The following is a 13,782-nucleotide window of genomic DNA, read 5'->3' as shown; positions in this document are numbered from 1 at the left end:
CCGGCATTTTACGCGGTCGGCCGGCGATTGACAGCGTGTTGGCGAGACGCCCGGTTGGAGCCGGGAGGGCCCAGAATGCAGCGGGCCGGCCACGCTGGGTGACCGGCTCGCTTGCGGTGGATTGCGGACAGGCGTCCGCGCCGTCTCGTGGTCGCGGAGGCTCTCGGATCAGGCGGTGCGGCGCCGGCACAGTGCCGCGCCCAGCAGGACCAGCAGCACGCCGGCTGGTTCGGGCGCATGCACCAGGTAGCGGGCATCCGACCCGAATTCGACAATGCTCGTCAAGGCCGTATCGGCCAGCTCCGCCTCGGTGAGCGCCCGGGAGAGCGTCAGCGAGAAAAGAATGGAGTTGCTCACGGCTGGCTTGCTGCCGGGCACGGTCAGCAGGGGCGGGTTGGCGGCGATTCCGCCGTACGGCCCGTTCACCGACCCGCTGCCTCCGTCGAAGCGGGTCACCGAGCCGCCACCCTGGCCGTCACTCGTGCTGAGCACCTGCGCCCAGCCTTCCAGCAAGTCGCCACCAAAGTCGTTGGTCCAAATCCACTGCTCGCCGACGCTGTCGCCGGCAGTACGGCCGGCCCACGAGCCCAGCCCCTGTGAGCCGGGGCCGATGTAGGCGGCGTTGCCGACGACGATCGCGGCGCCGCCGGGCAGATTCATGCCCAGCGAGACCAGCAGGGAGTCGGACGTCTCGAAGCTGAGTGGCACGCCGGTGCTGGTGTTCTCGAGCAGGATGGCTAGCTGCATCCCATCGAGCATGAAGGAAGCCCGGGCGGCGAGCCCGTTCAGCGGATCGGTGTTGTTGCCGCCCGCGTCGATGACATAGTCCACGATGATGTCCGCGCGGGCGCCGATGGCGGCCGCTGCCAGGCATACGACGAGCGTCCACCGCAACTGACGTGGTTTCATGAAGCGTTCCTCCTCGCGGCACCGGGTTGCGGCGCCGTGCACTCCTCCATCAATAGTAACTTCTGTTTTCCAGGCCGGCCGGGCGGCGCATGGCGGTCTTATAAGAGCCCCGGCGCGGCTGGCCCATGCCCGCAACTAGACGAAATTGAGGCGAAAAATCACGGAAATTTCGGCGCCGGTGCCATAACGCGCTGGCGCCGGGGACCGCTCCGCGCCGCAGGCCCCCAAACGCGATGGGCCGGCCACTCCTGGTGACCGGCCCATGCTGGGTTCGCGAAAGGTCTCTTGACTGCGAAGGAGAAACTCGCGTGTGGTTGTGTTTCTCGTCAGATTGTTCGCCCACCGCAGGCCGCAGTCAACCACGACCGGGAGAAACCGCGGCACGTCTCAGAATCTCCCCGGTGCGGGCGGGGATCGGCGGCCAGCGCATCGCGCCGTCGGGACACCACCCGGTGGGCGCCCGCCGTGCTGATAAAAGCCGCCACCCGCCGACCGGATGGCACGATCTGCCGGAGCGCAGCGCAGGCAGGCAGTAGGCATCCGACGTGCCCAACGTCAAGCAACGCCTCCGCCTTGGCACGCCGCTCGGCGACGCCTCGGCGGTGGAGATTCTGGGCTTGCTGAATGGCGGCACCGCCACCGAGCTGGACGACGGGGGGCAGCTCACGACGACATGGATCGCCAGCGATGAGGTTGTTGAGGTCATTCATAACGGCGTTCCGGCGAACCGCGCGGAGCTGGAAGGCTGCGGCTGGTCGGAGGAGATTCTCAGCTACAAGCGACGCTCGTTCGTTGTCCGGGCTGATGCGGCGCCCGTGGTGTCGGATTTGCGCGCGCAACGAAGAGCGATCCGTGATTGGACGGTGAACCTGGAATCGTCGTAACGTGGCAAGTTCACTGAGAGCTTCTCGCCTCCGAGACGGCGGGGCGCCTGCGCGGCCAAGCGTTGAGCGCAGGCTCTTGACCGAATCGACGCAGCGTCGCGACAATCCGCGAACGCTGTTCCGCACGCGGACGTGGGTCAGCGCTAGATCGAGCGTGCTCTTGGCGTCAAGAAAGGCCGTGCTGATGGCTGTCCCTCATTATCGCAGCCGCTCCGCGGCTTCCGGCGCCAACAAAAGGAGTGGCTGCGTTGGACATCCCACGTATCTTCAACATTACCGAAAGTGCTCACCGCATCCATAACCCGTTCACACCAGAAAAGCTTGCCACGCTCGGTGCGGCGTTGCGCCTGGAAGCGGGGACGCGTGTACTCGACCTCGGCAGCGGTTCGGGCGAGATGCTGTGCACCTGGGCACGCGATTACGGAATCAGCGGCGTCGGCATTGACATGAGCCAATTGTTCTCCGAGCAAGCGAAACTCCGTGCTGAAGAACTCGGAGTCGCCGATCGAGTCGAATTCATCCACGGCGACGCTGCCGGCTACGTCGCCGACGCAAAGGTCGGTGTGGCCGCCTGTATCGGTGCCACGTGGATCGGTGGGGGCGTCGCCGGCACCATCGAGCTGCTGGCGAAGAGTCTTTGCCCTGGAGGAATCATCCTCATCGGTGAGCCCTACTGGCTGCATTTACCAACGACGGAAGATGTTGCCAAGGGGTGCCTGGCCGGTTCCATCTCCGACTTTCTCGTGCTCCCAGAACTTATCGCGTCTTTCGGCGACCTCGACTACGACGTCGTGCAAATGGTTCTGGCTGACCAAGAAGGCTGGGATCGGTACGAGGCGGCCAAGTGGCTCACCATGCGTCGCTGGCTCGAGGCAAATCCCGACGACGACTTCGCAAAAGAGGTACGAGCCCAACTGACCTTGGAACCCAAACGCTACGTCGCGTACACGCGGGAATACCTTGGATGGGGCGTGTTCGCGCTGATGGCGCGGTGATGTGCGGCGGCCGGGATATTCGGCGGATTGTCATCCGCGTCGGGCGGCGTCGACCAGCGCTTGAAAAAGGCTGAGGTGCTCGGGCCGGTCAATCAGGTTCTCGGGGTGCCACTGCACCGCCAGGAGGAACCGCCCGTCGCAATCCTCGCTGGCTTCGAGCAGGCCGTCGGGGGCGAACGCCACCGGGCGCAACCCGCGGCCCTGGTGCTCGGTTTGCGCGGCTTGGTGGTGGCGGCTGTTGACCTCGATCTCCGTCGCGCCCACGATCCGCGCCAGACGCGAGTCGGGCGCGATCCGGACCGTGTGAAACGCGCTGCGCCCTTTCGGCAGGTGGTGCTGGATCAGCGGATCGCCGGGGACATCGTCCACATGCTGGATGAGCCGGCCACCGCGGGCCACGTGCGCTTCCTGGAAGCCCAGGCAGATCGCCAGGATCGGTACGCGGGCCGCATCGGCCCGGCGGAAGAACGGCACGTCAAACGCGTCGCGACGGGCGTCCATGATTTCGGTCTGCGGGTGGGGCGTGTCGTTGTACCGCGCGGGATTCAGGTCCGGGCCGCCGGTAAAGAGCAGGCCATCGACGCGCGCGAGCAGGTCGTCGTGCACCCCTTCGTGGTCGACCGGCGGCACGGGCAACGGCATGGGCAGACCGCCGGCCGTGAGGACCGCATCGGCATAGGCGGCGACGAGATAGAACTGGTCGCGCGGCGGATCCGAATTCGTGTCGGTGTTGAAGCTGCTCGTGATACCAATGACAGGGCGCATGGTGACTCGCTACTGCACAACAGACCCATCGGCCACGGCGGACCGCCCGCCGGGCGTGACGCCGCCGGCGAGGGGCAAATCTCGACGCCGGCCGCGGGGGCCGTTGAAAGGCCCCCGGCGCCGGTTATAGTAACGCGCAATTCTGGCGCGGTCCCTCGGCCGGCGGCCTGTGGGACGCAAGCTCACATTCCTGAATGGGTGCAGCGTGCAAGACACGGGTCAAGCCTTGGAACGGTCCTGCGACGCCAACCGCACGAACTTCGCCCGCGCGGCGGGTGGTGTACGCCGGCGCACGGCCCTGGCGGTTGGGTGTGCGGTTGTGGTCGTGGGGATGCTTGCCGGGGTGGCTTACGGGCAGGCCCCGCAGCCGACCGACGGCATGGTCGTGAAGCGCGTCGAGATCATCGGGCTCCAGGCGATCAGCGAAGCGTACATCCGCCGGGTGATCAAGACACGCGAGGAGCAGCCCCTGGTCCGCAAGCAGGTGGAGGAAGACGTCCGCGAGCTGTTGCGGTCGCGCAAGTTTCTGGGCGTGTACGCGGACATGGGGGTGGAGGACAACCAGGCGGTCGTGGTGTTCCACGTCCAGGAGAAGCCGACGATCGCCGCCGTCGAGGTGCAGGGGAACAAGACCTTCACGGACGCGGAGCTGTACGAGCTGACCCCGGCGGCGGGAGCCGTGCTGGACATGTATGAGGTCAACCGGGCCCGCGACGACATCCTGCAGAAGTACAAGCAGAAAGGCTACTACTACGCGACGGTCACGCTGGACGACGTCGCGCTCCAGGCCGACAACCGCGTCGTGTACCAGATAACCGAGGGGCCGCGCGTCCGCATCCGGCACATCCGCTACGAGGGCAACCGCGCCTACAGCCCGCGGCGGCTGGGCAGTCGCGTGGAGACCAAGCCGTACGTCTGGATTTTCCGGGCCGGGGCGCTGGACGAGGAGCAGGCCGAGCGCGACGCGCTGGCCGTGCAGAAGCTCTACCGCGACGAGGGCTACCTCGACGCGCGCGTCGGCTATCGCCTGGATTTCGACCCGCTCAAGCGCGCCGACCTCGACCTCGTGTTCGTGATCGAAGAAGGGCCGCGCTACAAGATCCAGGACATCACCTTCGAGGGCATCAGTGTCTTCTCCGAGTCGCGCATCCGCGCGGAGCTGAAGCTGCTGCCCGACAAGTTCGTGCGCGACGAAGCGTTGCAGCTCGACGTGAAACGCATCCAGGACATGTACGGCGAGATCGGCTACGTCGCCACGCGGGTCGACACGCGCTACGACTTCGTCGAGGAGCCCGCGCTGGTCCTGCTCCGCTACGTGATCAGCGAGAACGAGCAATCCCGCATCGGACGCATCACGATTCGCGGCAACCGCCAGACCAAGGACGAGGTCGTCCGCCGCGAGCTGCGTTTCTATCCCGGCGAGTACTACAACACGGTCGAGGCCCGCAAGGCCGAGCAGCGGCTGCGCGAAACGGGCCTGTTCAAGCCCGATGGGATCCAGATCGAGCCGATGCCCGACATCGACGGCCAGCGCGAGGCGCTGGTCACCGTCGAGGAGACCGAGACGACGCAGTTCCTGATCGGGTTCGGCGTCAGCAGCGACAGCGGCGTGATTGGCTCGCTGAGCATCGACAACCGCAACTTTGACCTGTTTGACTGGCCGCGCACCTGGGGCGAGTTCTTCCGCGGGCGGGCCTTCAAGGGCGATGGGCAACGCCTGCTGTTCCAGGCTGAGCCCGGCACCGAGGTGACGCGTTTCCGCATCAGCTTCACGGAGCCCTACCTGCTCGATCGCCCGCTGCGGCTCGACACGTCGGCGTACCTGTTCCAGCGCGGCCGCGAAGGGTACGACGAGGAACGTGTCGGCCTGACCGCCTCGCTGAGCAAGCGTTTCAGCGGCGGCTTTCTCGACGGCTGGGCGATCGAAGGCGCGGTGCGCCTCGAAGTGGTCGATATCACCGATGTAGATCCGCTGGCGGCCCGCGATATCCGCGAAGCCAAGGGCAACCACACGCTGACCGGGCTGAAATTCGCCATCGTCCGCGACACGACCGACAGCCGGCTCCTGCCGACCGAGGGCTATCGCGTCAGCTTCGGCTGGGAGCAGGTCGGGGCGCTGGGCGGAGAGTACAACTTCGGCAAGCCGGCGATCAGCGCGGCCTGGTACAAGACGGTGCGCACCGACATCCTCGACCGCAAGAGCGTCGTCGCCCTGCGCGCCGACGTGGGGTACATCACTGGCGATGCGCCCGTCTTCGAGCGCTTCTACGCCGGCGGGTTCGGGTCGCTGCGCGGCTTCAGCTATCGCGGCATCTCGCCGCGCTCGGGCATCAAGAACCAGCCCATAGGTGGCGACTTCGTCGTGCTGACCGGTGGGGAGTATTCCTTCCCGCTGTACGGCAAGAACTTCCGCGGCGTGACCTTCATCGACATGGGCACGGTCGAGGAAGGCTTCGAGATTTCGAGCTGGCGCGCGGCGGCGGGCTTCGGCCTGCGGATCCAGGTCGATTTCTTCGGGCCGGTGCCGATCGTCTTCGATTTGGGGTTCCCGCTGGTCAAGAGCGACGACGACGATACGCGGGTGTTCAGTTTCGCGTTCGGCGCGTCGTTCTGAGTGCCGCGGGAGGCGTGCCCGGTTTCGATAGCGCTGTCGCTGGGCAGCGTGGCGTAATTACTTGCTCCTAAGTGGTTTAGCGGCTCGGGTGTGGGCTTTGGCGCGGGGGCGGCCGGGCGGGAACGATTTTTCTGGTCGGTGCGGCTTGACATGTCGCTCGCCGGCGGTACATTACACTGCTCCCCGCGTCGCAGTGGACCGGGGAGGAGCATTGCCCGGCGGTGCAGGGCGGAATGGCTGTGCCGCCCGGCGAACTGGGTTCCTCCGACGGACCGCCTGGAGGCCGCCGTCGGGCCTCGACGCAGAAGGGCTCGTAGCTCAGTTGGTTAGAGCGCGTCCCTGATAAGGACGAGGTCACAAGTTCGAATCTTGTCGGGCCCAGTGGTGGCCGGCAACGAAAGTGAGCCGGCGGAGGTCACGGTGGACCTCGCGACGTTGCAGTTTATAGCTCTAGTGGCTATAGTTGGGTTCTTCGCCTGGCGGCTCTTCCGCGGCGGCGGGACCTGAGGCACCGGCAAGTGCGACTAGGCGTGACCTGGTCAATGGCCCCGGGGCCGTAGCTCAGTTGGGAGAGCGCCGCGTTTGCAACGCGGAGGTTGCCGGTTCGATCCCGGTCGGCTCCAGTGGATCGGCAGCCTGGTCTGTGGGTTGTGCGCTTCTGGGCACCGACGGGTGCCTGAAAGCCTGCAACCGCGGGCCGCGGCCTGAGGGTCGCGCGGTCTGTGACAAGTGAATAGGTGGGTATGAATGGGTATCCAAACCGGATTTCGAGTCGGCGCCCGTTTGGCGTCCGCGAGGATGCTGGACGGGGCGGACTTGGTTCTCTCGTTAAGAATCCTGATCTCCGACAGTGGAGAGAAGGTGCGTCTTGGCCGCAGCGTTTCATAAATGTGGTCAAGCTACTAAGGGTATATGGTGGATGCCTAGGCGTGCAGAGGCGATGAAGGACGTTGTAGGCTGCGAAAAGCTCCGGGGAGCCGCCAAACAGGCTTTGATCCGGAGATTTCCGAATGGGGCAACCCGGCGCCACTGGGCAACCAGCTGGTGTCACCGGCGGCTGAATGCATAGGCCGTCTGGAGCGAACCCAGGGAACTGAAACATCTCAGTACCTGGAGGAAAGGAAATCAACCGAGACTCCGTGAGTAGCGGCGAGCGAAAGCGGATTAGCCCATGGCCGCGAGCCATACGTCGTTGTGAGCTCAGTCGAACGCTCTGGAACGGGCGACCACAGAAGGTGACAGTCCTGTAGACGACAGGTGAGCGACGGCGGTCGAGTAGGTCGGATGCCGTGGAACTCTGACTGAACATGCGGGGCCCACCCTGCAAGGCTAAGTACTCCTGCACGACCGATAGTGAACAAGTAAGGCGACTGAATGGTGAAAAGCACCCCTTCTAGGGGAGTTAAAAGTACCTGAAACCATGTACCTACAAGCTGTGGAAGGCCGATGGCGGGCTTGCTCGCCCGGCTGACCGCGTACCTTTTGCATAATGGACCGGCGACTTATCGTATACGGCGAGGTTAAGTGCCTCCGGCACGCAGCCGAAGCGAAAGCGAGTCTGAATAGGGCGTTTAGTCGTATGCGGTAGACCCGAACCTGAGTGATCTACCCATGGCCAGGTTGAAGGGACGGTAAAACGTCCTGGAGGACCGAAGCCGTGAACGTTGAAAAGTTCTGGCATGAGCTGTGGGGAGGAGTAAAAGTCTAATCAAACTCAGAGATATCTGGTTCTCCCCGAAATGTCTTTTGGGACAGCCTCGGGCCACTACGTCACGGGGGTAGAGCTACTGAATGAAACGAAGGCTCTTCCAGAGTACTTCCTTCAATCAAACTCCGAATACCGTGACGACTATCCCGGGAGTGAGAGTGTGGGCGCTAATGTTCATGCTCAAAAGGGAAAAAACCCACACCGTCAGCTAAGGCCCCCAAGCCACGCTGAGTGCATAAGGAAGTCTGTTTTCCGTGACAGCCAGGATGTTGGCTTAGAAGCAGCCACCATTTAAAAAGTGCGTAATAGCTTACTGGTCGAGAAAATGGGCACCGATGATGATCGGGACTAAGCGTGGCGCCGAAGCTACGGGCGCGCAAGCGCGGTAGGGGAGCGTACCACAGGAGATACAAGCCATACCGTAAGGAGTGGTGTCGGCCTGTGGTAGTGAGAATGCCGGTATGAGTAACGATAAAGCGGGTGAGAATCCCGCTCGCCGTAAGCCCAAGGCTTCCTGGGGAAGGGAAATCCGCCCAGGGTTAGTCGGAACCTTAGTCGAGGCCGAAAGGCGTAGACGATGGACAACAGGTTAATATTCCTGTACTCCGTATGCGGTTGAACCGACGGGGACGTCAACACAAAGTGTGGCCCACTACGAGCATAGAGGGTGTCCGCAAGGACGAGGCCGCTTTGTTGCCGAAGCACATGGCGTGTTGACCGAGAAAAGCCGTTCGGGGACAAAATGCGGATCCGTACCAAAACCGACACAGGTGGGCGAGGAGAGTATCCTAACGGCGCTCGAGAGAACGGTCCTTAAGGAACTAGGCAATTTGACCCCGTAACTTCGGGAAAAGGGGGCCCTCCCTCGCAAGAGAAGGGCGCAGAGAAACGGCTCTGGGAACTGTTTATCAAAAACACAGGTCTGTGCTAACTCGTACAGAGGATGTATACAGACTGACGCCTGCTCGGTGCCGGAAGGTTAAGGAAGTCGGTCAGCCGCAAGGCGAAGCTGGCAACCGAAGCCCCGGTTAACGGCGGCCGTAACTATGACGGTCCTAAGGTAGCGAAGTTCCTTGTCGGGTAAGTTCCGACGTGCATGAACGGCGTAATCACTGGAGCAGTGTCTCAAGGACCGACTCGGTGAAATTGAAGTCGCGGTGAAGATACCGTGTACCCGCAGCAAGACGGAAAGACCCCGTGAACCTTTACTGCAGCCTGGTATTGGTAATTGGTATCGCATGCGTAGGATAGGTGGGAGGCTTTGATCCGGCGGTTCCGGCCGCCGGGGAGCCAACGTTGAAATACCACCCTTGTGCTATTAGTTACCTCACCCCGTCCCGTGAATCCGGGCGGGGGACCGTGCTAGGTGGGCAGTTTGACTGGGGCGGTCTCCTCCCAAAAGGTAACGGAGGAGTGCAAAGGTCGGCTCAGCACGGTTGGCAATCGTGCGTAGAGCGCAAGGGCATAAGCCGGCTTAACTGTGAGACATAAAGGTCAAGCAGATGCGAAAGCAGGCCCTAGTGATCCGGTAATCCCGTGTGGAAGGGTTATCGCTCAACTGACAAAAGGTACTCCGGGGATAACAGGCTGATGACTACCGAGCGTCCATAGCGGCGTAGTCGTTTGGCACCTCGATGTCGGCCCATCACATCCTGGGGCTGTAGGCGGTCCCAAGGGTTCGGCTGTTCGCCGATTAAAGTGGTACGCGAGCTGGGTTCAGACCGGCGTGAGCCAGGTCGGTCCCTATCTGCTGTGGGCGTACGAGTCTTGAAGGGCCATCACCCTAGTACGAGAGGATTGGGTGGTACGTGCCTCTGGTGTACCTGTTGTCGCGCTAGCGGCACGGCAGGGTAGCTAAGCACGGATTGGATAAACGCTGAAAGCATCTAAGCGTGAAGCCGTCCCTAAGATGAGGACTCGGTGCTCCCTTCGGGTGAGCAGAAGACCCCTGGAAGACTACCAGGTTGATAGGCCGGGTGTGTAAGGACAGAGATGTCCTCAGCTTACCGGTACTAACGGTCGAGGGCTTGACCACATTTATGATCCGCTGGGCAGCCCCAATGCAAGACGCACCAACCCGAGAACCGCCGGCGCGGTCTACCCGTTCATCCCACCTATCGCCATACTTTGAGTGCCACGTCCGCCGCGCCCCCGCGCGGCGGGCACACGAACTGCCGGTGAGTTTACGTGCGGGGCCACACCTGATCCCATTCCGAACTCAGTAGTTAAGCCCGCCCGGCCGATGGTAGTCCTGATCGGGCAAGAGTAGGTGATCGCCGGCTTATACGGCCCGGCGTCTCCAGCGAGACGCCGGGCCGCCGTTATTTGCACACCGCGCACACGCCCGTAGCCCCGCCAGTCAAACGCGGCAGCCGGGCCAGATGCCCGATCGCCGCGCGAGAAGATGCGGAATCCGGTGCCGCGCCCCCGCCGCACGCCGTCCGTGACTTCCTAAAAGCTGACGGCGAGCTGCATATCCGTTGCCACCTGCCTGGCGCGCCCGAGTGGCACCGCCGGGTCATCGCTGATCTTTGTGACGAACAACGGCTCGGGGCCGACGAGGTTGATGACTCCGTCGGGCACCAGCGCGGACTCCGGCACGCGCAGCAGATGGCCGTTCCAGTTGCAGACGTACGTGCCCGGGGCCCGAATCGAGTCGAATGGAATGCTGACCCCCGGCGGCACGAGTCCGATCCAGCCAGCCTGCGTGTGTTCGGTTACGCCAAGCATCATCCGTGACCTCCGTTTCCCCGTCGCTGGGCGAGGCCAGCCGCGCTCCGCGGGCCGGATCAAGCGCGAGTGGCGGGCCCCAGCTGGTCCGAAGCTCTTCCAGAAGGCATACGACGCTCGGAGCCAGTGGTGCGCGCGATCCGGAGAATGGCGTCCATGCTGCAGCCGCGGACGGTGATTCTCCGGGTTGACGAACGAGTCGCCGGCACTTGGCGCCCAAGGACGCGCTTTCTTCCCCTCCTGGCGACTCTTGGCCCGCTTGGGCGTGGTTGCGCGGACCACGTTGACCCACAAAGCTATGGCCCGCCACGCGCATAAGGAGTCTTCCACACGCGCGCGCGAAAGTCAAATCACAACACTTGTCGGATTCCGTTGGTGCGCGTTCGCCCGTCAGTTTTTTGCCGCGCGGCGCACGTAACCGCAACGCGGAGCGCGCACGCTGCGGTGCCGGTACGGCCCGGCTGGCGCTCACGGTTGTCGGATGCCTGTCGGAAGACGTGGACTCAGAAGCCGACGCTCAAGCCGAGGCGCCACGCCAGGCCGCGCGCCTGGGGCAGGGGGAGATCAGGGTCGTCGCTGATCTTCGTCACGGTGAGCGGCTCGCCGCCCACGATGTTGAGTGCCAGTGTGCCGGTGGTCGCCAAGCTGCCCGATGGCACGCGTAACAGGTGCCCGCTCCAGTTGCAGACATAGGCGCCCGGCGAGCAGACAGTGTCCAGCGGCAAGGCCGAGGACTTTAGGACTACGGCGGGACTCGGAACCGTAACCGTGCTCGCGACAGCCTCTTTGAACATGCGGGCGCTCCTCTGGGATGCCTCTCGTTGTGCGTGGGGCGAACTGGGTTCTCTCACGAGTGCCGGTGCAGCGAACCGCTGCCCGGCGGGCCATCCATGGCCAGCGCAGCTCCACGCCCTCCACGATCGGCCGCGCGCGTGCGAATTCTTGAGCGCTTCCGACGAAAAAAACGCGCCGTCCCTCGTACCCAGCCTGACGTCGGCCCGGCCACGGGGAGCGCGACCGTGATCGGGTGCGCGCCGGCGGTTCGCCAGCGCTGAAAACCATGTCTTCCGGACACACGGCCGCCGCTCGTTGACAAGCCGGCGCTCCTGGGCCGAAACTGCCCTCATGGAGCCTGCCGCCCCGTCCTGCGACGTCTCAGCACCCTCTCTACGCCGTTACCTCGCCAACCTGGCGGAACTGTACGCGACCGATCCCGAGCTGGCGGGACGCGTCGACGCTCTGCCGTTCGCCGCGCTACCGCCGCTGGAGCCGACGCGGGACGGCCACGTCACCGTGCGGTTGGCCGCGGATGACGGCCGGCCCATCTACGCCCACAGCCGCTACCACCCCGTGGACGAGGCTCGGGCGCTGGTGCAGGCCCAGACGCAGCGCGGCGCGGACGCGGCGGGGGGCGACGACAGGCCGGAGGAGGATCTCGAGCACCTTTGCTTTCTGGTGGGTGGCCTCGGCCTGGGATATCACGTCGCCGAGATCGAGCGCCGCTTTACGCAGGCGCTGCTGATCATCGCCGAGGACGACGTAGCCCTCATCAAGGCCGCCTTGTGTGTGACCGACCTAACCGTCCCGCTGCGGGAGCGCCGCCTGACGTTCCTCACGTCCGCCGACAAATCCGCCGTGCACGAGCGACTGCGGCCGATCATGACGCCGCTCATGCTCGGTCTGCATTTCATCAATCCGGCCCACATGCACCGCTATCACACGCGGTTTCACACCGAGATCAGCCGGCTGATGCGCGACTTCGCCGGCTTCGCGCGCCTGCAGATGGTCTCCGTCGTGCGCAACGCGCGGACGACGTGCCGGAACGCGGCGTTCAACCTGCCGGCGTACCTGGTGCATCCGAGCGTGGAAGTGCTCGCGGGCCGCGCGGCGGGCTACCCCGCCATCCTGGTTGCAGCCGGCCCGTCCCTGGCGCGCAACATCGATCAGCTCGCGGGCCTGCGCGACCACGCGGTCATCATTGCCGTTCAGACCGTGCTGAAGACGCTGCTGGCGCGCGGCGTGCAGCCGCACTTCGTCACCAGCCTCGATTACCACGAGCTCTCGGCGGAGTTCTTCCGCGGCGTGCCGGACTTCGGCGACACGGTCCTCGTCGCCGAGCCGAAAGTGTCCTGGCACGTGCTGGACGCCTTTCGCGGACGGATGCACGTGCTGCATTCGCAATTCCTGGACGACATTCTGCGCGAGGCGGCACCGCGGCGGGCGGGGCTGCGCGCGGGCAGCACGGTGGCACACCTCGCCTTCTATCTCGCCGAGCACCTCGGCTGCGATCCGGTGATTCTCGTCGGCCAGGATCTCTCGTTCAGCGAGGGGCTCTACTACCCGCCCGGGATGCCGATCGAGCGGATCTGGCGCCCGGAGCTCAGCCGCTTTCAGACCATCGAGATGAAGCAATGGGAGCGGATCGTGCGGTCGCGCGGCGTGCTGACGGTCGTGAAGGATGTGCACGGGCGCGACGCCTACACCGACGAGCAGATGCGCACCTACGCCGAGCAGTTCCAGGCGGAGTTTCTGGCGACAAAGACGCGCATCATCCATGCCTGCGAGGGCGGGATGCGGCTGGAGGGGACGGAGGTTATGACGCTGCGGGCCGCGGCCAGGCAGTTCTGCACGCGCCCGCTGCCGGCGGACCTGCTGGCCAGCCCGCCGACCCCGTCGGCGACGGCCGCGCTGCAGGCCGCGTGTGCGGCGCTGGAGCAGCGGCTGGCGGAGCTGCGCGAGATTCGGCAGACGGCGACCGAGACGATCGCGCTGCTGGACGAGTTGACCGGTTTGCTGGACCGGCGCGACGCGTTCAACCGGCGCGTGCTGCGGATGGATGAATTGCGGACGAAAATGCAGCGGCACGGGCGAACCTACAACATGGTCAGCCAGGTGGCCCAGAAGGCGGAGCTGCGGCGCCTGCATGCGGACCGCGCGATCCGTGACGGCGTGCCGGAAACGCCGACGACGGCCCGCCGGCGCTTGCGCCGCGATCGCGAGTACGTGACGGCCTTTCGCGAAGGCTGTGACTATCTGCTCGACATGCTGCCGCAGGCGCTCGAGCGGCTGCGCAGTCGCGGGTCGGCTACGGGCGGTTGACTCAGCAACGGAATGCGGCGGGTGCGCTTCGCCCGGAGCGGTGTTGCAGGCCGGATGGCCGGGATTACACTACCCGCC

8 protein-coding genes, 2 tRNA genes and 2 rRNA genes are annotated in these 13,782 nt (G+C 64.7%); 8 read left to right on the top strand and 4 right to left on the bottom strand.

Translation table 11 applies throughout. The annotated features are described in order from the left end of the window. Positions 1-168 precede the first annotated feature (168 nt). A complete protein-coding gene (locus KA383_11010; GenBank protein ID MBP7746649.1) occupies positions 169-909 on the bottom strand; it encodes a hypothetical protein in 741 nt (246 codons plus the stop codon). Between the two features lie 545 nt (positions 910-1,454). Here KA383_11010 and KA383_11005 point away from each other — a divergent pair. Both KA383_11005 and KA383_11000 read left to right on the top strand, forming a co-directional pair. Continuing rightward, positions 1,455-1,793, top strand: a complete 339-nt coding sequence (locus tag KA383_11005; protein ID MBP7746648.1) for a hypothetical protein — start codon at positions 1,455-1,457, stop codon at positions 1,791-1,793. Positions 1,794-2,041: 248 nt separating this feature from the next. Beyond that, positions 2,042-2,788 carry a methyltransferase domain-containing protein gene (locus tag KA383_11000; protein MBP7746647.1) on the top strand — a complete coding sequence of 249 codons (747 nt, stop codon included), beginning with the start codon at positions 2,042-2,044 and terminating at the stop codon, positions 2,786-2,788. A gap of 30 nt (positions 2,789-2,818) precedes the next feature. On the opposite strand, the gene KA383_10995 is transcribed toward KA383_11000, so the two are convergent. Continuing rightward, positions 2,819-3,553 (bottom strand): gamma-glutamyl-gamma-aminobutyrate hydrolase family protein, encoded by a 735-nt coding sequence (locus tag KA383_10995; protein MBP7746646.1) that lies wholly within the window; start codon positions 3,551-3,553, stop codon positions 2,819-2,821. A 226-nt stretch (positions 3,554-3,779) separates the two neighbouring features. Between KA383_10995 and bamA the strand changes: the two genes are divergently transcribed. The 5 genes from bamA to rrf all read left to right on the top strand — a co-directional run bounded on the left by bamA (position 3,780) and on the right by rrf (position 10,157). Then, positions 3,780-6,167, top strand: coding sequence for an outer membrane protein assembly factor BamA (bamA, locus tag KA383_10990; GenBank protein MBP7746645.1), 2,388 nt, complete (start codon positions 3,780-3,782; stop codon positions 6,165-6,167). A gap of 307 nt (positions 6,168-6,474) precedes the next feature. Next, positions 6,475-6,548 (top strand) — tRNA-Ile (locus KA383_10985). A 169-nt stretch (positions 6,549-6,717) separates the two neighbouring features. Continuing rightward, positions 6,718-6,790 (top strand) — tRNA-Ala (locus tag KA383_10980). Positions 6,791-7,059: 269 nt separating this feature from the next. Continuing rightward, positions 7,060-9,910 (top strand): 23S ribosomal RNA (locus KA383_10975). A 138-nt stretch (positions 9,911-10,048) separates the two neighbouring features. Beyond that, positions 10,049-10,157 (top strand): 5S ribosomal RNA (gene rrf / locus KA383_10970). 169 nt (positions 10,158-10,326) lie between these two features. Here rrf and KA383_10965 read toward each other — a convergent pair. Then, positions 10,327-10,608, bottom strand: coding sequence for a hypothetical protein (locus KA383_10965; protein ID MBP7746644.1), 282 nt, complete (start codon positions 10,606-10,608; stop codon positions 10,327-10,329). A gap of 500 nt (positions 10,609-11,108) precedes the next feature. After that, positions 11,109-11,399: a hypothetical protein gene (locus KA383_10960; GenBank protein MBP7746643.1), complete on the bottom strand. Its 291-nt coding sequence runs from the start codon at positions 11,397-11,399 to the stop codon at positions 11,109-11,111. Between the two features lie 331 nt (positions 11,400-11,730). On the opposite strand from KA383_10960, the gene KA383_10955 reads away from it, so the two are divergent. Continuing rightward, on the top strand, positions 11,731-13,704 hold the full coding sequence (locus tag KA383_10955) for a motility associated factor glycosyltransferase family protein (GenBank protein MBP7746642.1): 1,974 nt from the start codon (positions 11,731-11,733) through the stop codon (positions 13,702-13,704). The last annotated feature ends 78 nt before the right edge of the window (positions 13,705-13,782 follow it).

This window comes from Phycisphaerae bacterium (assembly GCA_017999985.1).
Classification (GTDB): Bacteria; Planctomycetota; Phycisphaerae; order UBA1845; family Fen-1342; genus JAGNKU01.
The sequence above is the reverse complement of the archived record's forward strand: the minus strand, read 5'-3'. Positions and strand labels throughout refer to the sequence as shown.